Consider the following 21,461-nt stretch of genomic DNA (forward strand, 5'->3'; position numbering starts at 1 on the left):
AAGCGCTGCTGGGCAGCGCTCCAGGCGCGGCATTATCTGGTCACGGTATCCATGCGACGAATGTTGCCGATCTGGCGCAGGCTCAGCCCGTATTTGTCGGCCAGCGCTGTGCGCGAGCATCCGCGCATGCTGTCTTCATGGATCTGCTGATTGCGAAGTTGACGGGCGAAATGATCGGCCTTGGGGATTTCCAGCGAGGCACCGGCGAAGCGGTTGATCAGCGCGCGCAACGATTTGGGCGGTAGCGATTTGGCCAGCTTGGTGCGTTCGGCGTGCTTGGGGATGTACTTGGGGCGCCCGCCGAACAGCCGGGTAAGGCGGTAGGCCTGTTCGACACCGAGGCAATCCACCAAGGCTTGCAGGGACTTCGGCAGGTGAGTGACGTCGATACGTTTCAAGTCTTCGATGTTCATGGGACTTCCTTGTACAGCAGCAGAAAAATGAAAGTTGAGTCTTGGGCAAGACGCATTCTTTCCCAGCACTGCAGCTGGCTCTAGGTAACAAGGTCGTCGTATAGCGGGGATGTTTCTGATTGATCTGTAGGGGATTTTCCTTGGCGCTGTAGGGCGAATCTGCAGCAGTCGGCTCGACACCACTGAATGCCTGCAACCCGCGCCGAATGGGCTGCGCAGCCTAACGGAATGGCGGCATCTAGCAAAGTCTTGTGACATTCCCGTCGCCGATCTGGCAAAAAAAACGGCGGGCTCATCAGGAGCCCGCCGTCTTGGTTTTTATCGTCCCTGGAAACCTGGGCCGCCGCCAGGTCCGTGGCCGCCGCCACCACCGCCGCCGCCATAGCCGCCACCGCCACCACCGCCGTGACCGCCACCACCACCGCCTGGTGGCATGAATATCCAGCACCCACTCAACGTGAGGGTCAGTAGAATAGGAATCAACATTGTGATTCGACGAAGCATCTGCAAGTCCTCATGTTCGTAAAGGCGCCTGTGCCAAATCGGCTTCCGGCGCTGTAACATGTGACCGCATAATCGCCTTGGCATCCCGCGCACTGGGTATGCAGTTGGTGAGAGGGTTGATACAGACTCGATACAAACGCAATCAGGAACCGGCAATGACTCAGTCCCAACGCATCAAATACTCCCTGCTGATCGCCGTGGCCACGCTGGCCATCATGCTCGGGTTGTCCTATCTGCAAGCCCATGGCGTGATCACTGAAAAGGCCTTTCAGTACCTCGCCATGGGTGTTGCCGTGGTGGTCGTGATCATCAATGGGGTCATGCGCCGCAAAGTCATTCGTTCCTGAGACGGCCGTTCACGGCGCTTTCATTTGCAGCAAGGCCTCGGCGTCGGCACTCAGGCAGTAGTGCTTGTCGATATCGAGGAGGATCACACCATCACTGCCCAGGCGCTTGAGCACCTCGCGCACGCTCAGGAATGATGAACTCACGCCATGGGCATCCAGGTAACTGTGCACGCCACGTACGCCGATCTTGAGATGGTTGCGGTGGGCATCGAGCAGGGCATCGAGCACCTTCAAGCGAATCAGGCTGGTGCGCAGGCCAAAGTGCTTGAGCAGCGCCTTGATGCCATCGTAATCCACCCGCTCGACCGACGGGCCTTCCTCGCTGCTGCGTGAGCGGCGCTGCAGCGTTCTGCGCTGTGAGCGGTCGATGGCGGGAGAGCCGAGGTTGTGCATGCGAATGCTCCTTTTCAGTCAGTCCGGAAAACAGTCTCTCTAGACAAGACGAACGAAACGGCGAAATCCACACCCTTGTGCAAAAAAAGATGTGGATCGGCTGGTTTGATTGCGCTCGCGGCATGCGTTCTATTCGGCTATCAGGCCGCTACGGGCGCCCGGGCTGGCTTCGGGACAGCAGTGTTATCAGCAGCGCAACTGAATCTGCATTGGCGAGGATGATACGTTGACGCACCGCATCGTTGTGCATGAAAGCCTGTCGAGCGTCCTGCAGGTTTTTCTGCTTGCTGGTTTTGAGCACGAGACTGAAAGCCGGGCCATCGGCATCGGTGATGTCACGTCTGACGCCGTTGTCCAGCACGGTAAAGAGCTCGGCTGTCGGCGTTTGGGCGTTGAGTGCCTGATTCTGCGCCTTGGCGATGGTCTGCAGCAGCGCCTGACCGTTGGGGCCCGTTGCGTCGATCATGTCCAGATAGGGCGCCGAGGCTTCCAGGTAGGCGATGTCTTCGGTGCCACTGACAATGTGTGAAAGTTCGTGAATCAACGAGGTCGCGCGAAAGTGCGAAGGGATGTCGAAGCTGCGCTGGCTACGCCGCACGGCACCGCGCAAGACCGGCGGTATATCGAAAAACGTATCGGTGAGGAAGATTCGGCGGCGCACATCCTTCGGGTCGGTGGAGGCGACGATAAACGACACCCCTGGCTTGTTGAGGCCGAATACATAGCGGGGCGAAGTCTGTGTATCCATGCTGGCATCCATCAGTTCGGCCAAGATCTGGCCGGTCGCGCGCCTGACGTCATTGATCAACTTTGCCGGCACCGTGGCCAGCGAAAAGAATTGCTTGAGTACCTCCTGGCTGGTGCTCGGTATGCTTGACTGCCCTGGCGCGACATTCAGGGCGTCCATGCAGCGTTCGAGATAACGCTGCGCCCTGGTATGGGCGCGGACAAGTTTTTTGGCATTGCCGGGATAATACCGATGCATGTCCAGCATGCCTGAGGCCTGGGTGATGAACACCGCATCGATTTCGCGCTGCAGTGTTCGCTGGTCGTTCTGGTTGCTCCACGCACAGCCACCCCCCGCCAGGCCTTGGCGTATTTCCATCTCCCAATGGCCTTGGTCAGTGCGGCGCAGCGGTGGCCCCTCGCGGTGATCATCGACGATCGTCCAGCGGCCCTCGAGTTTGCGCACCTGATACACCTGACCGGCGACGGCGGCGTAGCGTTTTGCGGTCACCGTGTCGAGATAAATGCCGGCGGTGGAGTCGGTCTGCAGTGATCCAAGGGTAATATCGGTTGCTACGAATTCCTGCAGGCGGACCTTCAATTCGGGCGGAATATCATTGAAACGCCATGAAAACTCGATATTGACGTCGGAGACTGTGTTCGCCAGCAAGGCATCGGTACCTAGTCGCTCCCGGCGGGACGTGCGCTGCGCGATCAGGCTCACTATGGCGGCGCTGAACTGCGACATGGCTTGCCCCCATTCATGCTGGGCCAACGCTGTGGCCGAGCCCCTGATCCACTGCGCACTTTGCCAAGCGCATAACACCAGGGCGACCCGGCCATTGGCAAATGACAACCCGGTTGCGGCCAGTTGTTTCAACAGGCCGGCGGTGACCGCATGATCCCGTTGCTCGCTGGTAACGATCTGGCTTCTGGCCAGGCGCAGCAAATACGCTAGCGAATCCTTGAACAGGTAATCGACGACATTGCCGGCGACGGGCTGATAGGTGAGGCGCGTTTGGGCGGGACGTGGCATGGGGTGTTCGAAATCCGGGCCGGTGCTGGTCTCGAACCGTGGCACCGTTAGGCCGCCGTGGCTGTATCGCGAGCGCACGGCACCGTCGACTCGCTGCAGCACCAGATCCTGTAAATCACCACTGCCACGCATTTTTTCCATGAGCTCTGGCTCGTCACGATACTCGCGAAACACGAAGCCGGTGTGGAAGGTGGCGAGCAATACCAGCGGGCCGGACGTCTGCGCGGCGGTACCGAGCAGATAGACCCCGGCGACCCGGTCCGGAGCCACGTGGTCGGCAGCCAGCAGACACAGGGGGCGAATGACGTAGTTATCGCCTGGTGGCGCCTGGCGAGCCAGCGGGTCGGGCATGTCCAGCAGGGCTTCGATGAGCGTGTAGGCCTGGATACTGAGTTCGCCTTTGAGTTTTGCCTCGATCGCAGCATCCAGCAGTGTCAGCGGGATGTGTCGATGGAAGAGCGTACGCCGCTGGGCGTAGTCGGCATCGCCCGGCAGGAATCTGTTTTCCAGTTGGCTCAAGTAGTGCCTGCCTATGTCCAGGCGCTGCGCCAGTTCGGTGACATAGTCGGGTGTCAGCCCTGCGGGGACCGGCGTCTGGCCGCGCAGGCTGATCTTGATCGGGATGCCTGGCGCTGCCATGGCGCGGTGCAGCGCGTATTCGGCCAGCGACAGATCGAGCGCAGGAAAACTGACGCCCCCGGCGCCGCTGATCAGGCCTTCGGCCGCGGCGCTGAAGTAGAATCCGGACTTGAATTTTTCCGCTACTTGCACGCGAATCTGACCGACCTCCAGCTTTGCCGAGGGAAAGCTCAGGGTCAAGGCTGCTTGCAGGTGTTCGGTGGCGTAACCGATGGCTGACTGGATGCCGAACAGGTAGTGTGACTCGCGTGTTTGGCTGAATGTGAGACGCTGCAGGTTGTCCAGGTAAAGTTTGACGTCGGAGCTGCTGGCAGTACGAATCCAGGAGGGGATCAACTGTTTCAGGTGATCGCTGTACAGGGTGCTGGCTATTTCATCGAGCTGGTAGTCGAGCCCTAGCGGGGCGGCACATCGATCAACATACGCAAGCCACAACGCACCGGGGTAGCGAGTCTTGCATGCTCGATTGAAGGCACCCTCGGCGGTGAATATCTGCCGGGTCTCGTCGCTGCGTTGCAGGTATCGGGCATAGTCAGCCTCTTCGACGAATGTCTCGATCTGCAGGGGCTGTTGCGGCTCGCTCTGCAGGTTGTCCGACAATGCCGGGTGGAATCGCTCGGCGATCAGCGTCAGCCAGCCGGCCTGTGTTTGCGGGGCCCGCAACAGGCTTAACAACTCGGCCTTGCAGTCGGCCAGCGAATCGAACGCCACCGCGCCCATGAGGTGTGAGCACAGCACTACCCGGCCTTCTGGCTCCAGGCCGAGGCTGAGGACAATGACATTGCTCAGAGGAATCGCGAAAGCATTACCGGGCAAGCGCAGGTTGACGCGGTTAACCTCGATTCGTTGGTCCCCGAGCGCAAAGCGCATGGCGCGCGTCGGACGGTCCACCACCTGCCTGAGCCAGGTCCTGACCCATGCGTTGGCTTGATCGGCCTCGTCGCCCATGGTCAATTCTTCGCGCAACAGGGCCTGGCGAATCTGCAGGCTTTCGCCATGGGCATCGATCTGCGTGGCACCCACCCGTTGCGGGTAATTGTTGAAACGATGAAATTGCCCGACCCAGGCATTCTTTGCGCCTTTGGCCACATTATCGAGCAGACGATTGAGCAGGTGCGCGTCCAACCGTTCGATGACGCATTCGTCGTCATCGGTGATCACACAGTCGTCAGGCAATACGGTGGCGGGGCCCCGGGCCAATCGACCCAGTAGCAGGGTCAGCAGTGTTTCGCGCGCACGGTCGTCGCCTGCGGGCGCTGACGAATCAGATACCCAGATGGATTCGGCCCGCAGCCAGGGGGGACCGAGCATGGCCAGTTGCAAATCGATCTGGTGGTTCAGACAGCGCTTGAGGTCAGGCTGGGAGGCGCGAATTTCACTGAACCGGGTCTGCAGTGCGAACACGCGCAGGTAGGCAGCGGATGCTGGCGTCGTGGCGGGCGGCGTCGAGGTCGTAGAGACCTTACTGGCCCACCGGGATGATTGGCGCAGTTGCAGCAAGGCGGGCGCCAACAGGCCGCGGATATCCAAGGCGTCATCCAGGCTGGCCGCCGCTTCATCAGGGGCGGTGCCGCGCTGCGCTATGGCCAGTGCCAGATTGCTTTGCTGGGTGGTGACGATCGAGCGCAGGCGCTCGACGAACACCGGTTCAGTAATGTGGACGAGCCGAACTTCGATGTTTTTCATGGCACTCAACGGCGCCAGGTTCTGACCGCCGATGGCTTCGTCGAGTAATACCTTTTGCGCCGGGTCGGTGAGCCAGGTGCTCAATGCCTGTGCATCGGCAAAGTGCAGCAGGCCGACACGGGCACTGAACACGAACAACGCTGTGCTGGCCGGATTACTGTCGGTCAGGGCAAAGGTGCCGGCGAGCTCTATGCTCGCCAGCGCTCCGGAATGCAAGGCGATCCGGTGGGTGCGCAGAGGTGTCGCGCTGTTCACCGGGTTGGCACGCAACAAGCTGCGCAACCAAATCAGGCTGACAGTATCAATCGTTTGCTCGTGCGCGCCCTGCAGTAGGGCCACGTAGTAGTGGTGCGCCAGCGCCCGGGCGGCCTGTTGCAGGCGAGATCGGCCCTGGCTGTCCTCAGTCGCCCAGAAATTGCCGAGGGCATCTGCAAAGGAAGTGTTGAGACGGTTGATCGAAAAGCTGAAGGCATCGTCGAACGCGTTCTGACGCTCCGTCGACAACAGCTCGCCCTGCGGGTCGACCAACCGGGTGCTGGTGTCATGGGGCGACGGCACAGCGCAGAAATCGTCGAGTGCGACGTCTACGAGTCGGCGCGTCTGCCGCACATCGGTGGCGTCTTGCAGCGCAGTGACCTGATAGACCCAACTGTCAGGTTCGGCGTCCAGCGTCGCAGCGAGCCTGGTCAGGTCGCTGTGCAGACTGTCCTGAAGGACCCCGCGCAGACCGGGCAGTCGCAATAAGGTAGCGTCCCAGCCTTGGAGCAAGGCCTGCTGGCGGCTGAGGAAATTTTCCATCCAGTAGTCGAAAGGTGAGCTGGACAGCAGCTCGGCGCTGACCTGTTGGTCGTCACCTTCGCCATAGCGTTCGATCAACGCCAGATCGAGCAGATGACGGTCGGCGAACCGCTCGACCGCGCAGAGTGGCAAGCACAGGTAGACCGTTGTGATCGCTATGTCGGTATGGCTGATCATCAAGGCATCGGCGAATTCATGGCAGGTCCAGCCGGGAGCGCTCAGGCGATCGATGCGTAGCGGCGGCGACGTTTGCCAGGGCGTCTGGCAGAGCGCCGCGAGGATCTGGGCTTCGTTGATGGACAGTTCGTTGGTTTGGCGTGCATGGGCCAATTGGCGTGCGAAGGCGTTGCGCAGCGAGTGGGCGTGGAAGCAGGGCAGGGTGGTGGTCATGTTCGCGGCTCCTGGCGACGGGGAGTGGCCGACGCTGGGCCACGGAGCCTGGGAGCATAGGGTTGCCAGCAGGTGGCGCTGCGCTAGATATTGCTAGTGGATTGACAGCCCGGCTGTGGCCAGGAATTAATGGCAGCCGGTACATCCAACGGGAGGGACGAGCCATGTCGCAGACAAGCCAAGCTGCAGATGCATCGACGGTGCATCTTTCGTTCGTCGAGTTGACCGCGCTGCTGCAGCGGATTTTCGAGCGTCATGGCACCCGCCCTGAGGTGGCGCAATGCCTGGCGTTCAACTGCGCCAGCGCGCAACGCGATGCGGCGCACAGCCATGGCGTCTTTCGTATTCCGGGTTACCTGTCGACTTTGGCCAGCGGCTGGGTGGATGGCAAGGCCGTACCGGTGGTCGAGGACATCGCCAGCGGTTTCGTTGGTGTCGACGCCGCCAACGGCTTCGCCCAGCCGGCATTGGCCGCTGCGCGCGGGCTGCTGATCGACAAGGTGCGCAGCGCCGGGATTGCCGTGCTGGCGATCCGTAATTCCCATCACTTTGCCGCGCTGTGGCCCGATGTCGAGCCCTTCGCCCGTGAGGGGCTGGTGGCGTTGAGCGTGGTCAACAGCATGACCTGCGTGGTGCCGCACGGCGCCAGGAAGCCGGTGTTCGGCACCAATCCGATAGCATTCGCTGCCCCTTGCCACGGTCGTGATCCGATCGTTTTCGACATGGCCACCAGCGCCCTGGCCCATGGCGATGTGCAGATCGCCGCGCGCGACGGTCATGAGGTCCCGCCCGGCAGCGGCGTCGATCGTTTGGGTCAGCCGACGCAGGACCCTGAAGCCATTCTCGACGGTGGCGCGTTGCTGCCCTTCGGCGCCCACAAGGGCTCGGCCTTGTCGATGATGATCGAACTGCTGGCGGCCGCCCTCACCGGCGGGCATTTCTCTTTCGAGTTCGATTGGTCTGGCCACCCAGGCGCGAAGACGCCCTGGACCGGGCAGCTGATCATCGTCATCGATCCAGATAAAAGCCGGGGCACACCTTTCGCCCAGCGCAGTGAAGTCCTGGTCAAACAGATGGAGGCAGCGGGGTTGACGCGAATGGCGGGGGATCGACGCTATGCGGCGCGTGCTCTAGCTGAAACGGAGGGTATTGCCTTGCGTGCCAGCGAGCTGCGCGATCTTGAGGGGTTCTTGTAACGGCGCTTGCTGCATGCAGCGAGAGGCAGGCCCCTCGCTGCATCACTGGATCAGCGGCGACCCAGCAGCAGGCCGACGACCAGGCCAAACCCGGCCGAAACCGCCACGGTCTGCCACGGATGGCCACCGATGTAGGTCTGGGTCGCTTCGATGACCGGCTGCGCACGCTCGCGGGCTCCGCTGACTGATTCACGGGCCTGCTTGAGCTTCAGCGACACCTGTTCACGCAGGCTGTCCGCCTCTTCGCCCACCAGAGACGCACCGTCCTTGAGGAGTTTTTCGGACTCTTCGATCAGCGATGCCAGCTCGCTGAACGCCTGGTCCTTGATTTGATCTTCGGCTACCTGAGCAGCAGTCTTGCGAGCCATCTGGATACTCCTTGATAAATATATGGCAACAGGCTGTTGAGTCCTGTCGGTCTGGAAAGTTGCAGTGGGTTTGCAGCAAACCCAGGTTCGGGGTGTAAAATGCTCCCCACTTTTTCACCCCGGCAGCGAGCACGAGCGATGAGTTTCAATCTGGCCAACAAGTCCTTTGCCGAGCGGGCAATGATCGAAGACGAGAAGGCACGTCTTTATGAACTCTGGCAGCAGAACATCGGCCGCGCCAAGGGCGATGCCGCCCGACTGATCGCCGAAAAACCACGGCGCAAAGGCCGGTGGTCGGAGTGGGTCAGGGCCGAACTGGACGCCATGTCGCCGCCCGAATACGCCAACATGGTCAAAAGCGAAGTGAACAAGCTGATGGCGGCGGCCAAATAATTCAAGCGTTGCCTGAGCGTTTCAGGGCACCTGCCCCAGGGTGCCCAGGTCGATCACGCCGCTTTCCTTGAAACGTACCGTGCCAAACAATCCCCCCGCCAGTTTCCCCCGTACCACGTAGGGCAGGCCTTGCAGCCCCTGACTTTGGCTTAGACCCAGCGCCTGACGCAACGCCGAAAAGGCCGATACGCTGACCGGGACGGTCAACACCGCCTCTGAAAAACGCCCGATCGAGCCATGCTGGTCGCTCACACCCGACGCCAGCCCGCGGCCGTTGATGTCCAGATCCAAGGCCACACCGTCGTAATCGATGACATTGTCATTGGGATTCTGCAGGCGCAGCTTTACTGCCAGTCGCAACTCGAGATCCTGTGAGGGCAATGGTTCGAACCCGACTACGCTGATGTTGACCGGATCGCGCTGGGGCAATAATGCGCAAGCGCTCAGGGTCAATAGCAAAGTGGCCGTGAGGCAGGTGCGCAGCATTGAAGGCATGGTGTTCTCTTGGGCGGCAGATGAAATTCGCGAAGGGTGGCGGTGACTCGCTACCTAACTGCGACCACTTCTGGCATAAGGGGTTCGGCAGATTGGGTGTTGTCGTTCGCTGCACTGATGTCACAGCTGGAAACACCTGAGTCGGTCTGTTTGCTTCCATTCGATGCCATGGCTTCTATGCTTGCCCAGACAACCGCAATCAACCTTACCGCAAGGACCGTTGTTCATGAGTGTCGTGGCTCGCTGTATCTTCGTATGGTTGCTGATCGCAGCTCCCTGGAGCCTGGCCCAGGCGGCCACGGGCGGCATCGACTGGCTGGCCGCCAACGATCAGGCCAATCCGTACAGCAGCCCCATTCGGCGTATCAACCCGAACTCCCTGCAAGGTACCGAGCCGCTCGCACCGCAGTCGCCTGCCCAGCGCCAGCAGATCAACCCGCGACCCCCTACGCTGCAAAACGGTGGCGTAGGCAACGGCCAGAATTTACGGCCGACGCCAAAGGCTCCGCAGCTCGAACCCATTCATCCTCCCCGTCCCATTACGCCTTGAACGCCGCGAGATGCAAAAGGAATCCTCGATGACCCCAACAAAAATGCTGGCCAGCCTCTGCGCCGTCGCCTGTTTCACCCTGCCACTGCTGGCCAGCGCCGGGCCCGTGCATGAATACCCCAGCGAAAACGGCAAGCTCACCGTCGAAACGGTGGCCGAGGGGCTGCACTTCCCGTGGGCAGTGGCTTTCCTGCCTGACAACAAGGGCATGCTGGTGACCGAACGTCTGGGTTACCTGCGGGTGGTGACGGCAGATGGCAAGGTATCAAAGGCCATTCATGGCACGCCCAAGGTCTGGGAGAAGGAGCAGGGCGGCTTGCTGGACGTGGCCCTGTCGCCCAGCTTTGCCGAGGATCGCCTGGTCTATCTCTCCTACGCCGAAGGGGGCGGGCCCAACGGTGGTGCCGGTACCACCGTTGGCCGCGGCAAGCTGTCGGCCGACCTGACCCGTCTTGAAGACTTTCAGGTGATCTTCCGCCAAGAGCCAAAACTGTCCATGGGTAACCATTTCGGTTCACGGCTGGTGTTCGACAACGACGGCTATCTGTTCATCGCCCTGGGCGAGAACAACAAGCGCTCCACCGCGCAGGATCTGTCCAAGCTGCAAGGCAAGGTGGTGCGCATATTCCCGGACGGCAAGATTCCGCCGGACAACCCCTTCGTCGGCCAGCCGGGTGTGCGACCGGAAATCTGGACCTACGGCCATCGCAATCAGCAGGGCGCGGCGCTCAATCCCTGGACCGGCACCCTCTGGACCAACGAGCACGGCCCTCGGGGCGGTGACGAGATCAACATCATCGAGAAGGGCAAGAACTACGGTTGGCCGATTACCACTCATGGCATCGACTACACCGGCCAGCCGATTCCCGAGTCCCGTGGCAAGACCGCCGATGGCGTTGCCGGGCCGCACCATGTGTGGCTCAAGTCGCCCGGTATCAGCGGCATGACGTTCTATAGCGCCGATCGCTTCAAAGCCTGGGATCATGACGTGTTCATCGGTGCGTTGGTCAGCAAGCAGTTGCTGCGCCTGCACTTCGATGGCGACAAGGCCGTGCACGAGGAGCGCTTGTTGACACCGCTCAAGGCGCGCATCCGCGATGTGCGCCAAGGGCCCGATGGCTACCTCTACGTGCTCACTGACGAGCCCGACGGCCAGTTGCTCAAGCTCGGCCTGAAATGACCTGACAGCAAGGGGGCTGGCCAACCCATGCGCCAAGTGGGTGCTGGCTCTCCCTACAACAGCCTGATCGGTGTACCCGCATGCCAGGCCAATACGTCCTCGATCATGTGCTCGAAAAACTGCCGGTAGTTGTTCTGTGTGACATAGCCGATATGCGGCGTGGCCAGCAGGTTAGGCAGGCTGCGCAACGGGTGGTCGGCGGGCAGGGGCTCCTGTGCGAACACGTCGAGGGCCGCGCCCGCCAGGCGTTGGTGTTGCAGGGCGTCAATCAACGCCTGCTCGTCGACGATCGGCCCTCGCGAAGTGTTGATCAACAACGCGGTCGGCTTCATCCAACCCAGCGCCTGGGCGTCCACCAAGCCCTGGCTGCGTGGGCTCAGGACCAGATGTACTGTGAGGATGTCGGCCTGTTCGAACAGCTGCTGTTTGCTGACCCATGTCACGCCAGCCTCGCTGGCGCGGGCTTCGGTGAGGTTTTCGCTCCAGGCGATCACGCGCATGCCGAATGCCTTGGCGTAACCGGCGACTTTCTGGCCAATGCTGCCCAGGCCCAGGATACCCAAGGTCTTGCCGTACAGGTCGCCGCCCAGCCCGACCTGCCAACCGCCGCTGCGCAGGGAATTGGCCTCGGCTACCAGGTTGCGCTGCAACGCCATCAACAGGGCCCAAGTCAGCTCCGGGGCGGCATGCTTGTAGCTGTCGCTGCCACACACCAGCACGCCACGTTCACGGGCTGCGTTCAGGTCCAGCGCGGCATTGCGCATACCGCCAGTGGCCAGCAGTTTCAGGCGTGGCAAGCCGTCGATCAGCGCCTTGTCGAACACGGTGCGCTCGCGCATCACGCAGATCACGTCGAAGTCCTTCAAGCGCTCGATCAAGACGGCCGTCGCGGCCGGGTAATCGTGCACGAACACAAGCTCGCCCAATGCCTGCAGGGGCGCCCAGTTCACTACTTGGCTGGCGACGGCCTGCCAGTCATCCAGCACTGCAATGCGCAATGCGCTCATCGAGTTTGCTCCTGATCGATATCATTGGGTCTGCTTCAATTGGTACTTCCCAGCCAGCTCAGCAAAGCCTGGTGAAACTGTGCGGGTTGTTCCATTTGTGGCGCATGGCCCAAGCCCGGGAACTCCACCAGGGTGCTGTGGGGAATCATCTGCGCCACCTGTTTGCCCAGCACATTGTAGTGACCGATGCGCGCCTTGACGTCGGCAGGCGCAATGTCGCTGCCGATCGCCGTGGTGTCGGCATCGCCGATCAACAGCAGGGTCGGCATCTTCAGGTCCTTGAACTCGTAGACCACCGGCTGGGTGAAGATCATGTCGTAGATCAGCGCCGAGTTCCATGCCACCACGTTGTGCCCCGGGCCCTGGTTGAGGCCGGCGAGCATGGTCACCCAACGGTCGTATTCGGGCTTCCAGCTGCCGGCGTAATACGTGTGCTGCTCGTACTTGCGAATGCTCTGGGCATCGAGCTTGGTCTCGCGGTCGAACCATTGGTCGACCGTGCGATAAGGTACGCCCAGGGCTTTCCAGTCTTCCAGGCCGATAGGGTTGACCAGCGCCAGGCGCTCGACCTCGGTGGGGTAGAGCAGCGCGTAGCGAGTGGCGAGCATGCCGCCGGTGGAGTGGCCAAGGATAGTCGCTTCCTTGACTCCCAGGTCATTGAGCAATTCATGGGTGTTGTCGGCCAGTTGCTGGAAGCTGTACTGGTAGTGCTCGGGCTTGCTGGAGGTGCAGAAGCCGATCTGGTCCGGTGCGACGACCCGGTAACCGGCGTCGGTAAGTGCCTTGATCGAGCTTTCCCAGGTCGCCGCGCAGAAGTTCTTGCCATGCAGCAATACCACGGTGTGACCGTTGGCTTTGCCGTTGGCGGCGACGTCCATGTAACCCATTTGCAAGCTGTTGCCCTGCGACTCGAAGGTGAAGTGTTTCAAGGTGTAGGGGTAGTCGAAGCCTTGGAGTTCAGGGCCGTAGGTGGGAGCGGTTTCGGCGGCCATCGCACTGGTGCCCATCAGGCAGGACAGCAGCAGGGCGGAAAAACGGTACATGGTCGATTCCTCGGGGTCGTTCATCGGGGCGGCGTTGCAGCCACAGACCTTGAGTGGGCGCTACGGTTGCATGGCCCACTGACTTTTGCCCGGCAGCCCCCTAAGATGGCGCAGTGACACGGGCCCGCTATCAGCCGGACAATGCCCGGCCGCAGTTGCCCACAATAAGACATCGAACAAGGTAAGACCATGGCACAGCGGGACAGCATTTCCATGCAGATGGTGCGTGAAGCGCTGCTGCAAAGCGGTTTGTCGAGCGCTGAGGTGGTGCCGATGCTGACCAGCGCCGGGATCGACCCGCAACAGTTGCAGCAGATCGACGCCCGGGTGTCGGCGCGTGCCTATGCGCGGTTGTGGCGCCTGTTGGCGCGGCGCCTGGACGATGAATTCTTCGCCATGGACCCACGCCCGCTGCGCAGCGGCAGCCTGGCGTTCATCTGCCGTGGCGCCATCGCCCAGCCAACCGTGGCGCAGGGTCTGGAATCGATGCTGACGTTTCTGTCGTTGATGCTCGATCGCTTCGCCGCGCGCCTGACCCGCCACCAGGGGCTGGTGGAAATCGTCATCCACGACGTCGCGGCGCCGCCTGTGCGCGCCTTTGCCTGCTTCACGTTCTGGATGATCGTGCACGGTGTGCTCTGCTGGCTGGCCGGGCGACGTATTCCGATCCTCACCCTGGACCTGCGCAGCGCCGCGCCGGATGACTGTGGGGATTATCAGGTTATGTTTTGCGAGCACCTGCGTTTCGCCCAGCCGCGTACCCGGATGATGTTCGCCGATGAATGCCTGGACCTGCCGATCCGCCGCAGCGAGGCCGATCTGCAACGGTTTTTGGCGCGGGCCCCGGGTAATATCCTGGTCAAGTACCGCGATCCCGACAGTTTCGCCCAGCGCGTCAAAGCCCAATTGCGTGGCCAGGCACCCGCGCTGTGGCCCGAGACTGACACCCTGGCGCAGCAGTGGTGCATGTCGCCCGCCACTCTGCGACGGCGGCTGGCCGATGAAGAGCAAACCTATCAACGCCTCAAGGACACGGTGCGCAAGGAGCTCGCGGTGGCCGCAATGGCCGATGCCCGGCTGAGTTTTGCCGATATCGCCCAGACGCTCGGGTTTGCCGACACCAGTTCGTTCTACAAAGCGTTTCGCAAGTGGTCCGGCGCCAATCCGGGCCAGTATCGGCAGTTGATCCTCGGCGCCAACGGCCAAACCGCTCAGGCCGATTGAGTGTTTTGACCATTGCCGGTGGCTACCTTGCGGGGGGATGATTTTCTCCACTCAAGCAAGGAACAGGGCCCCATGCACATCGACAGCCAACGATTCCTGGTCACTGGCGCCGCCTCCGGCCTCGGTGCGGCCACCGCCACTTTGCTGGCCGAGGCCGGCGCTCGGGTGATGCTGGTCGACCTCAACGCCGAGGGGCTGGCGCAACGGGTACAGGCCCTGGGCAGCCAGACGCGCTACAGCGTGGCGGATATCTGCGTGGAGGCCGATGCTCAGGCCGCCATCGATGCTGCCACCGAAGCCTTCGGCGGCCTGGACGGGCTGATCAACTGCGCGGGCATCGTCAGTGGCGGCAAGATTCTCGGCAAACGCGGCGCCCATGATCTGGCAACCTTCGCCAAGGTCATCAACGTCAATCTGATCGGCAGCTTCAATATGTTGCGCCTGGCCGCCGAAGCCATGGCCCGCAATACGCCGAACGCCGACGGCGAACGCGGGGTGATCATCAATACCGCTTCGGTAGCGGCCTATGATGGTCAGGTCGGCCAGGCTGCCTACGCGGCTTCCAAGGGCGCCATCGCCAGCCTGACCTTGCCGGCCGCGAGGGAGCTGGCGGCCCACGGTATCAGGGTCATGACCATCGCCCCAGGAATCTTCGAGACACCGATGATGGCTGGCATGACCGAAGAGGTCCGCAGCGCCCTGGCCGCTGATGTACCTTTCCCGCCACGCTTGGGGCGCCCGGAAGAATATGCCGCATTGGTGCGACATATTCTCGAGAACTCTATGCTCAATGGTGAAGTCATCCGCCTTGATGGCGCGTTACGAATGGCCGCGCGTTGACACGTGCTGCTCGCAGCTGCCGTCAAAGCAATGAGGAACTCATAATGACAATAAGCAATGATCCAGTGGTCATCGTCAGTACCGCTCGCACCCCGATGGGCGGTTTCCAGGGCGACCTGGCCAGCCTGAGCGCGACGCAGCTGGGCGCTGCGGCGATACGGGCGAGCGTCGAGCGGGCCGATATCAACGCGGACAGCGTCGACGAAGTGCTGATGGGCTGCGTGCTGCCTGCGGGCCTCGGCCAGGCACCGGCGCGTCAGGCCGCTCTGGGGGCGGGGCTAAGCCAGGGCACGCCGTGCACCACGCTCAACAAAATATGTGGTTCCGGCATGCAGGCCGCCATTCTCGGCCACGACCTGCTGTTGGCTGGCAGCGCGCGGCGGGTCATTGTGGGCGGCATGGAAAGCATGTCCAATGCGCCATACCTGCTGGACCGGGCTCGCTCGGGTTATCGCATGGGTCATGGCCGAGTCATCGACCACATGTTTCTCGATGGCCTGGAGGATGCCTACGACAAGGGCCGGCTGATGGGCACCTTCGCCGAGGACTGCGCCCAGGCCAATGATTTCAGCCGCAGCGTGCAGGATGACTACGCGATCACCTCGCTCAAGCGTGCGCAACAGGCGATCGAGCAAGGCTGGTTTCGCTCGCAGATCGTTCCGGTAGAAGTCACTCTCAACAAGCAGCACCGCTTGATCACCGACGACGAGCAACCGCCCAAGGCCCTTCTCGACAAGATACCCACGCTCAAGCCGGCCTTTCGCGAGGGCGGCACGGTGACCGCTGCCAATTCCAGTTCGATCTCCGATGGCGCGGCGGCCTTGCTGCTGATGCGCCGTTCCGAGGCCGAAGCGGCAGGCTTGCGGGCGCTGGCTATCATTCATGGGCATGCGGCCTTCGCCGCTGCGCCGGGGCTGTTCCCGCAAGCGCCGGTGGGTGCCATAGAGAAACTCATGCAGCGCACCGGCTGGCGTCTGGACGATGTCGACCTGTTTGAAATCAACGAAGCCTTCGCCGTGGTCGCGCTGGTGACCATGGCCCGGCTCGGCCTGCCTCACGACAAGGTCAATGTGCACGGTGGCGCCTGCGCACTTGGGCACCCGATAGGCGCCTCAGGGGCGCGCATCCTGGTGACCTTGCTGGCGGCGTTGCGCCAACGCGGTGTGCGCCGCGGCGTCGCTGCCATCTGCATCGGCGGCGGCGAAGCCACGGCCATGGCCCTCGAATCTCTGGAGTAAAACCATGCTACCTGACGAACAACAACGACAAATTCGCGATGCGGCCCGAGATTTCGCCCAAGAGCGCCTACGGCCCTTCGCGGCTGAGTGGGACCGCGAGCACCGTTTTCCCCATGAAGCCATCGCCGAAATGGGTCAGCTCGGCTTCTTCGGCATGCTGGTGCCTGAAGAGTGGGGCGGCTGTGATACCGGCTATGTCGCCTACGCCATGGCCATCGAGGAAATCGCCGCCGGTGACGGCTCGTGCTCGACCATCATGAGCGTGCACAACTCGGTGGGCTGCGTGCCGATCCTGCGCTTTGGCAGCGACGCGCAAAAGCAGCGTTGGCTCGAGCCCCTGGCCAGTGGAGCCATGCTCGGCGGCTTTGCCCTGACCGAGCCCCAGGCCGGTTCCGATGCCAGCAGCCTCAAGTGCCGCGCGCGCCGCGAGGGTGAGTATTACATCCTCAATGGCGCCAAGCAGTTCATCACCTCCGGCAAGAACGCTGGCATGGTCATCGTCTTTGCGGTCACCGATCCGGCGGCAGGCAAGCGCGGCATCAGTGCCTTTCTGGTGCCCACCGACACCCCCGGTTACCAGGTGGTGCGGGTCGAGCACAAGCTTGGCTTGCATGCCTCGGACACCTGTCAGATCCAACTCGACGAACTGCGCATTCCGGTAGAGAACCGCCTGGGCGAGGAGGGCGAGGGCTATCGTATCGCCCTTGCCAACCTTGAAGGCGGACGTATCGGCATCGCTGCCCAGGCGGTCGGCATGGCCCGTGCGGCCTTTGAGGTGGCGCGCGACTATGCCCGCGAGCGCGAGAGCTTCGGCAAGCCCTTGATCGAGCATCAGGCGGTGGCTTTTCGCCTCGCCGATATGCTGACCCAGATCAGCGTGGCGCGGCAGATGGTCTACCATGCCGCCAGCCTGCGCGATGCCGGCGAGCCGGCGCTGGCAGAGGCGTCGATGGCCAAGCTGTTCGCGTCGGAGATGGCCGAGACAGTCTGTTCCCAGGCGTTGCAGACCCTCGGCGGTTATGGCTATCTCAATGACTTCCCTCTGGAGCGCATCTATCGTGATGTGCGGATTTGCCAGATCTACGAGGGCACCAGCGATATCCAGCGCCTGGTGATTGCCCGCAACCTGTAACTGCCAAGGAGTTCTCGACCGTGTCCTATCAAAGCATCCTGCTCGAAACCCGTGACCGCGTGGCGCTGATTACCCTCAATCGCCCCGAAGCCCTCAATGCCCTCAATGGCCAGATGGTCAGCGAGCTCAATCATGCCCTCGACGTGTTGCATGCCGACGCCGGCATTGGCTGCATCGTGCTCACTGGCTCGGCCAAGGCGTTTGCCGCAGGAGCGGATATCAAGGAGATGGCCGAGCGCACTTATCCACAGATCTATCTGGATGATCTGTTCGTCGAGGCCGATCGTGTGGCCAACCGGCGCAAGCCGATCATCGCCGCCGTTTCAGGTTTTGCCTTGGGGGGCGGCTGCGAGCTGGCGATGATGTGCGACTTCATCCTGGCCGCCGATACGGCCCGTTTCGGTCAGCCGGAAATCAAGCTCGGGGTCTTGCCTGGCATGGGCGGCACCCAGCGCCTGACCCGTGCGATCGGCAAGGCCAAGGCTATGGAGCTGTGTCTCACCGGGCGCTTGATGGGGGCCGAAGAAGCCGAGCGCGCCGGGCTGGTAGCGCGGATCGTGCCTCAGGCCGAGCTATTGGAGGAGGCGCTCAAGGTCGCTGCCAGCATCGCGGAAAAATCCCTGCCAGTGGCGATGATGGTCAAAGAGAGCGTCGAGCGCGCCTTCGAGGTCAGTCTGAGTGAAGGGATTCGCTTCGAACGCCGAGTGTTCCACGCGGCGTTTGCGACCGAGGATCAGAAAGAAGGCATGGCGGCGTTCGTCGCCAAGCGCGAGCCGCAGTTCAAGCATCGTTAAAGCAGTGACGCTGGGATGTTCTTGCGGGCGCCTTCGCGGGCAAGCCTTGCTGCCACAGGTTGCACAGTTCCAATTTGTAGGAGCAAGGCTTGCCCGCGAAGAGGCGGTAAGGAGCGCTGATCACCTGACGGCGATCACTCCACCCGCAGTTCGATCGTCTCGCTCAGGCAGTAGCCGAACCCGCGCAACGTCTGCAGCGCATGGGGCGCATTGAGTTGCCCGAGCTTGCGGCGAAGATTGCAGATATGCCGCTCGATCAGCGTGCTGCGGCTTGAATCATTGCTGCCCCACACAGCTTGCTCGATGGCGTCACGGCTGATGGCGCCGTTTTGCCGAGCCAGCAGGATCAGCAGGCGCTGTTCGGTGACCGTCACGGCCACCACGCCACCGTCCCTGCCGCGTCCCAGCAACAAGCGGCTGTTGGATAGCCACAGTTGCTCGGTGGCAGCGCTGGTGTCGCTGCGATGATCGCGGCTGAGGGCTTCCATTCGGGCCTGCAGCTCGAGCAGGCTCAGCGGCCGTGACAGGCACATGTCGGCCCCGGCACGCAGGGTTTCGATACGGGCCTGGCGATCACTGTCGGTCAACAGCACCAACAGCTCCGCTGCGCCGCGATGAGCGACGCACAGCGCCAGTAATTCCGGCCGCAGCTCTATCAGGTCGAGCAGAATAAAGGCATAGCCACCGCCCTTCAGCGCGCGCTCGGCATCCACCGGCTCCGCAGCAGTGACCCGTTGGCCTTCATTGCACAGACCGTGGAGCAACTGCGCGTCCCGGTGTTGCGCGATATACAGCAGGTTCGTGTTCATACCAGCGCCTTGGTCTGCCGACACAACAAGGTCAAACGCGCGCCCCCTTCAGGGCTGGCGCCGACGTCCAGAGTGAATCCATGCAAATTGACGATGGCTGCGACGATCGACAGCCCGAGACCGAAGCCGCTCTGGTTGCTGCTGTCGTCACTGCGGTAGAAGCGCTGGAAGATTGCCTCGCGCTCGGAGGCCGGAATCCCCGGGCCGGTGTCCTCGACATCGATGCGTGTAGCACCCTGTTCGACACTCGCCCGTACCGTGACCACGCCACCCGCGGGGGTGAACTTGATCGAGTTGCTCAGCAGGTTGCCGATGGCTTCGAACAGCAACGCCCGGTCGCCATGCAACTGGGGCACCGAATTGGGCAGTTGCAGTTCCAGCGTCAATTCGCCTTCCTCGGCCAGGGGCAGATAAAAGTCGTGCAGCTCCTGTAACAGCGCCAGGGGATCGAGCTGGACGAAGCCTGAGCGGCGCCGGTGATCCTCGATCTCCGAAATGCGCAGCAAGCCGCGAAAACGCGCCATCAAGGTGTCGGTTTCGCTGATCACCTCGTCGAGCTGTTCGCCCAACTGCGGGTCCCGGTCGTTTTGCTGCTTGATCCGATAGATCTGCGCCCGCAGTCTGGTCAGAGGGGTGCGCAGGTCGTGGGCGATGTTGTCGCACACGCCCTTGACCTCCATCATCAGCCGTTCGATACGGTCGAGCATGGTGTTGACGATGGCGGCCAGGCGGTCCAGTTCGTCGCGCCGGTCCGACAGCGGCAAGCGCTGGGTCAGGTCACCGGCGACGATGGCATCGGCGCTGTCCTGAATCGCGCGGATACGCCGCAGCGGTCGGCGCCGCAGGAAGTGGAAGGCCAGCGCTCCAGGGATGATGGTCAGCGACATGCCCCACAGCAATGCATGGAGGATGATGCGGGTGACGGCGAACAACGAGCCGTTGTCACGCACCAACACCAACCAGCGACCGTCACGGGTCGGCATGGCCACTGCGTCGCAGGCGTCGTCAGGTATGTTGTCGTTGTCCGAGTCGATGCACTTGTCCAGCTCATAGATCTGCCCGTCGAGCGGCAGGCCTTTAGGGATACGCAACAGCTCGCCCGCCAGGGGATTGAGGCGATCGTCGAACAGGCCATAGGCGTCGAAGGCGCGGTCGTCGAAGGTCGAACTGGCGGCCAGCGCATCTTCCAGATCACGGCCCTGAAAGCGCGAGAACAGCTGTTCGCGCTGCATCAGCGAGTGCCGTGCGAGGCTGTCCAGGTAGGTGAACACCTCGTAGTACATGACGCCCATGAGGATGCTCCCCCAGGCCACGAACAGAAAACTGTAGAGCGCCAGCAGCCGGCTGCTGGAGGAGCGCCAACCCTCAGAGGGGTTCGGCAATGACATAGCCAGAACCTCGAACGGTCTTGATCAGAGGCACGGTGCCGGGGGGGTCGATTTTCTTGCGCAGGCGGCCGATATGCACGTCGATGAGGTTGGTACCCGGATCGAAGTGGTAGCCCCAGACTTCCTCGAAAATCATCATGCGAGTGAGGATCTGGCCAGCGTTGCGCATCAGGAATTCGAGCAGCTTGTATTCGGTCGGCAACAAATTCAGCGATTGCTCGCCACGTTTGGCTTCGCGGCTGATCAGGTCGAGTTCCAGGTCGGCGACCTTCAGACCGTTGCTCGGGGCTGCGGTGGTGCTGTTGCGGCGCAGCAGGACTTCAACACGTGCGGCCATTTCGTCGGAGGCGAATGGCTTGGTCAGGTAATCGTCGCCACCGGCACGCAGGCCGCGGACACGTTCGTCGACATCCGACAGGGCGCTGATCATCAGGATAGGCGTGGAGACGCCGATCGTGCGCAGGGTGGTGACGATCGCCAGACCGTCGAGTTCCGGCAGCATGCGGTCCAGGGTGATGACGTCATAGACGCCACTGACCGCTTTGACCAGTCCTTCACGGCCATTGTCGACCCAGTCGACCTGCAGGCCATGGCTACTGAGTTCTGCCACGATTTCCCTGGCAGTTACGGCATCGTCTTCGATGGTCAATACGCGCGTCATGGTGTGATCTACCCAGAGGTTTCGGCTTTAGACACAATCATTGTGCCAACAAATACTGCATGACATTCTGAAGATTGTTTCATATTGACGGCTGAGGCCAAGTGATGCTAGCCCCGATCCCAGGGTTCTGCCGCTCACGGTTATGTATCTGTTTGTATCCTTGACGTTACCCGATAGTGCTCAAGACCTGCGCCGCCAAGCCGATGGACTG

General features: G+C 62.0%; 21 protein-coding genes. 10 read left to right on the plus strand and 11 right to left on the minus strand.

The features are described 5' to 3' along the window. Positions 1-32: 32 nt before the first annotated feature. Positions 33-413 (minus strand): Mor transcription activator family protein, encoded by a 381-nt coding sequence (locus LIX93_RS08645; protein WP_226503581.1) that lies wholly within the window; start codon positions 411-413, stop codon positions 33-35. Between the two features lie 318 nt (positions 414-731). Then, positions 732-899, minus strand: a complete 168-nt coding sequence (locus LIX93_RS08650) for a hypothetical protein (protein ID WP_226503713.1) — start codon at positions 897-899, stop codon at positions 732-734. 173 nt (positions 900-1,072) lie between these two features. Between LIX93_RS08650 and LIX93_RS08655 the strand changes: the two genes are divergently transcribed. Continuing rightward, entirely contained in the window at positions 1,073-1,264 is a 192-nt protein-coding gene (locus tag LIX93_RS08655) for a hypothetical protein (protein ID WP_226503582.1), read from the plus strand. Between the two features lie 9 nt (positions 1,265-1,273). Here LIX93_RS08655 and LIX93_RS08660 read toward each other — a convergent pair whose 3' ends face one another. After that, complete coding sequence (locus tag LIX93_RS08660) at positions 1,274-1,657, minus strand: fe2+ zn2+ uptake regulation protein (RefSeq protein ID WP_226503583.1); 384 nt, start codon at positions 1,655-1,657, stop codon at positions 1,274-1,276. Positions 1,658-1,805: 148 nt separating this feature from the next. Next, positions 1,806-6,932, minus strand: a complete 5,127-nt coding sequence (locus LIX93_RS08665; RefSeq protein ID WP_226503584.1) for a M35 family metallopeptidase — start codon at positions 6,930-6,932, stop codon at positions 1,806-1,808. 164 nt (positions 6,933-7,096) lie between these two features. Here LIX93_RS08665 and LIX93_RS08670 point away from each other — a divergent pair, with 164 nt between their 5' ends. Then, a complete protein-coding gene (locus LIX93_RS08670) occupies positions 7,097-8,128 on the plus strand; it encodes an Ldh family oxidoreductase (RefSeq protein ID WP_226503585.1) in 1,032 nt (343 codons plus the stop codon). Between the two features lie 50 nt (positions 8,129-8,178). Here LIX93_RS08670 and LIX93_RS08675 read toward each other — a convergent pair whose 3' ends face one another. Then, complete coding sequence (locus LIX93_RS08675) at positions 8,179-8,496, minus strand: DUF883 family protein (protein WP_226503586.1); 318 nt, start codon at positions 8,494-8,496, stop codon at positions 8,179-8,181. Between the two features lie 138 nt (positions 8,497-8,634). Here LIX93_RS08675 and LIX93_RS08680 point away from each other — a divergent pair, with 138 nt between their 5' ends. Continuing rightward, on the plus strand, positions 8,635-8,889 hold the full coding sequence (locus LIX93_RS08680; protein WP_226503587.1) for a hypothetical protein: 255 nt from the start codon (positions 8,635-8,637) through the stop codon (positions 8,887-8,889). A 21-nt stretch (positions 8,890-8,910) separates the two neighbouring features. Here the strand turns inward: LIX93_RS08680 and LIX93_RS08685 are convergent, their stop codons facing one another. Beyond that, positions 8,911-9,375 carry an LEA type 2 family protein gene (locus LIX93_RS08685; protein ID WP_226503702.1) on the minus strand — a complete coding sequence of 155 codons (465 nt, stop codon included), beginning with the start codon at positions 9,373-9,375 and terminating at the stop codon, positions 8,911-8,913. 235 nt (positions 9,376-9,610) lie between these two features. Here LIX93_RS08685 and LIX93_RS08690 point away from each other — a divergent pair, with 235 nt between their 5' ends. Beyond that, the gene (locus LIX93_RS08690) at positions 9,611-9,934 is read left to right on the plus strand and encodes a hypothetical protein (RefSeq protein WP_226503588.1); all 324 of its coding nucleotides are present in this window, start codon (positions 9,611-9,613) and stop codon (positions 9,932-9,934) included. A gap of 28 nt (positions 9,935-9,962) precedes the next feature. Then, the gene (locus LIX93_RS08695) at positions 9,963-11,114 is read left to right on the plus strand and encodes a PQQ-dependent sugar dehydrogenase (RefSeq protein WP_226503589.1); all 1,152 of its coding nucleotides are present in this window, start codon (positions 9,963-9,965) and stop codon (positions 11,112-11,114) included. A gap of 53 nt (positions 11,115-11,167) precedes the next feature. On the opposite strand, the gene LIX93_RS08700 is transcribed toward LIX93_RS08695, so the two are convergent. Then, positions 11,168-12,121: a D-2-hydroxyacid dehydrogenase family protein gene (locus tag LIX93_RS08700; protein ID WP_226503590.1), complete on the minus strand. Its 954-nt coding sequence runs from the start codon at positions 12,119-12,121 to the stop codon at positions 11,168-11,170. A gap of 35 nt (positions 12,122-12,156) precedes the next feature. Then, complete coding sequence (locus LIX93_RS08705; protein WP_226503703.1) at positions 12,157-13,128, minus strand: alpha/beta hydrolase; 972 nt, start codon at positions 13,126-13,128, stop codon at positions 12,157-12,159. Positions 13,129-13,353: 225 nt separating this feature from the next. On the opposite strand from LIX93_RS08705, the gene LIX93_RS08710 reads away from it, so the two are divergent. The 5 genes from LIX93_RS08710 to LIX93_RS08730 all read left to right on the plus strand — a co-directional run bounded on the left by LIX93_RS08710 (position 13,354) and on the right by LIX93_RS08730 (position 18,392). Beyond that, positions 13,354-14,388: an AraC family transcriptional regulator gene (locus LIX93_RS08710; RefSeq protein WP_226503591.1), complete on the plus strand. Its 1,035-nt coding sequence runs from the start codon at positions 13,354-13,356 to the stop codon at positions 14,386-14,388. Positions 14,389-14,460: 72 nt separating this feature from the next. Continuing rightward, a complete protein-coding gene (locus tag LIX93_RS08715) occupies positions 14,461-15,228 on the plus strand; it encodes an SDR family NAD(P)-dependent oxidoreductase (RefSeq protein ID WP_226503592.1) in 768 nt (255 codons plus the stop codon). A 44-nt stretch (positions 15,229-15,272) separates the two neighbouring features. Beyond that, the gene (locus tag LIX93_RS08720) at positions 15,273-16,466 is read left to right on the plus strand and encodes an acetyl-CoA C-acyltransferase (RefSeq protein WP_226503593.1); all 1,194 of its coding nucleotides are present in this window, start codon (positions 15,273-15,275) and stop codon (positions 16,464-16,466) included. A gap of 4 nt (positions 16,467-16,470) precedes the next feature. After that, positions 16,471-17,598 (plus strand): acyl-CoA dehydrogenase, encoded by a 1,128-nt coding sequence (locus LIX93_RS08725; protein WP_226503594.1) that lies wholly within the window; start codon positions 16,471-16,473, stop codon positions 17,596-17,598. Positions 17,599-17,618: 20 nt separating this feature from the next. Continuing rightward, the gene (locus tag LIX93_RS08730) at positions 17,619-18,392 is read left to right on the plus strand and encodes an enoyl-CoA hydratase (protein ID WP_226503595.1); all 774 of its coding nucleotides are present in this window, start codon (positions 17,619-17,621) and stop codon (positions 18,390-18,392) included. A gap of 134 nt (positions 18,393-18,526) precedes the next feature. Here LIX93_RS08730 and LIX93_RS08735 read toward each other — a convergent pair whose 3' ends face one another. From LIX93_RS08735 to LIX93_RS08745, 3 genes are read right to left on the minus strand one after another with little or no spacing between them, the layout of a single operon-like run. Next, positions 18,527-19,201: a response regulator transcription factor gene (locus LIX93_RS08735; protein WP_226503596.1), complete on the minus strand. Its 675-nt coding sequence runs from the start codon at positions 19,199-19,201 to the stop codon at positions 18,527-18,529. After that, entirely contained in the window at positions 19,198-20,589 is a 1,392-nt protein-coding gene (locus tag LIX93_RS08740; RefSeq protein ID WP_226503597.1) for a HAMP domain-containing sensor histidine kinase, read from the minus strand. Before LIX93_RS08740 ends, LIX93_RS08735 begins: the two co-directional genes overlap by 4 nt. Next, positions 20,567-21,250 (minus strand): response regulator transcription factor, encoded by a 684-nt coding sequence (locus LIX93_RS08745; RefSeq protein WP_226503598.1) that lies wholly within the window; start codon positions 21,248-21,250, stop codon positions 20,567-20,569. Before LIX93_RS08745 ends, LIX93_RS08740 begins: the two co-directional genes overlap by 23 nt. Between the last annotated feature and the right edge of the window lie 211 nt (positions 21,251-21,461).

Origin of the sequence: Pseudomonas sp. MWU16-30317 (genome assembly GCF_020515695.1) — a bacterium.
GTDB lineage: Bacteria > Pseudomonadota > Gammaproteobacteria > Pseudomonadales > Pseudomonadaceae > Aquipseudomonas.

Excerpts from the sequence above, each read along its gene's own strand:
- LIX93_RS08650 (WP_226503713.1), bottom strand. The coding sequence starts at position 899 with ATGTTGATTCCTATTCTACTGACCCTCACGTTGAGTGGGTGCTGGATA.
- LIX93_RS08700 (WP_226503590.1), bottom strand. The coding sequence starts at position 12,121 with ATGAGCGCATTGCGCATTGCAGTGCTGGATGACTGGCAGGCCGTCGCC.
- LIX93_RS08710 (WP_226503591.1), top strand. The coding sequence starts at position 13,354 with ATGGCACAGCGGGACAGCATTTCCATGCAGATGGTGCGTGAAGCGCTG.
- LIX93_RS08740 (WP_226503597.1), bottom strand. The coding sequence starts at position 20,589 with ATGTCATTGCCGAACCCCTCTGAGGGTTGGCGCTCCTCCAGCAGCCGG.
- LIX93_RS08720 (WP_226503593.1), top strand. The coding sequence starts at position 15,273 with ATGACAATAAGCAATGATCCAGTGGTCATCGTCAGTACCGCTCGCACC.
- LIX93_RS08680 (WP_226503587.1), top strand. The coding sequence starts at position 8,635 with ATGAGTTTCAATCTGGCCAACAAGTCCTTTGCCGAGCGGGCAATGATC.
- LIX93_RS08690 (WP_226503588.1), top strand. The coding sequence starts at position 9,611 with ATGAGTGTCGTGGCTCGCTGTATCTTCGTATGGTTGCTGATCGCAGCT.
- LIX93_RS08725 (WP_226503594.1), top strand. The coding sequence starts at position 16,471 with ATGCTACCTGACGAACAACAACGACAAATTCGCGATGCGGCCCGAGAT.
- LIX93_RS08715 (WP_226503592.1), top strand. The coding sequence starts at position 14,461 with ATGCACATCGACAGCCAACGATTCCTGGTCACTGGCGCCGCCTCCGGC.
- LIX93_RS08735 (WP_226503596.1), bottom strand. The coding sequence starts at position 19,201 with ATGAACACGAACCTGCTGTATATCGCGCAACACCGGGACGCGCAGTTG.
- LIX93_RS08670 (WP_226503585.1), top strand. The coding sequence starts at position 7,097 with ATGTCGCAGACAAGCCAAGCTGCAGATGCATCGACGGTGCATCTTTCG.
- LIX93_RS08705 (WP_226503703.1), bottom strand. The coding sequence starts at position 13,128 with ATGGGCACCAGTGCGATGGCCGCCGAAACCGCTCCCACCTACGGCCCT.
- LIX93_RS08685 (WP_226503702.1), bottom strand. The coding sequence starts at position 9,375 with ATGCTGCGCACCTGCCTCACGGCCACTTTGCTATTGACCCTGAGCGCT.
- LIX93_RS08675 (WP_226503586.1), bottom strand. The coding sequence starts at position 8,496 with ATGGCTCGCAAGACTGCTGCTCAGGTAGCCGAAGATCAAATCAAGGAC.
- LIX93_RS08745 (WP_226503598.1), bottom strand. The coding sequence starts at position 21,250 with ATGACGCGCGTATTGACCATCGAAGACGATGCCGTAACTGCCAGGGAA.
- LIX93_RS08655 (WP_226503582.1), top strand. The coding sequence starts at position 1,073 with ATGACTCAGTCCCAACGCATCAAATACTCCCTGCTGATCGCCGTGGCC.
- LIX93_RS08645 (WP_226503581.1), bottom strand. The coding sequence starts at position 413 with ATGAACATCGAAGACTTGAAACGTATCGACGTCACTCACCTGCCGAAG.
- LIX93_RS08665 (WP_226503584.1), bottom strand. The coding sequence starts at position 6,932 with ATGACCACCACCCTGCCCTGCTTCCACGCCCACTCGCTGCGCAACGCC.
- LIX93_RS08660 (WP_226503583.1), bottom strand. The coding sequence starts at position 1,657 with ATGCACAACCTCGGCTCTCCCGCCATCGACCGCTCACAGCGCAGAACG.
- LIX93_RS08695 (WP_226503589.1), top strand. The coding sequence starts at position 9,963 with ATGACCCCAACAAAAATGCTGGCCAGCCTCTGCGCCGTCGCCTGTTTC.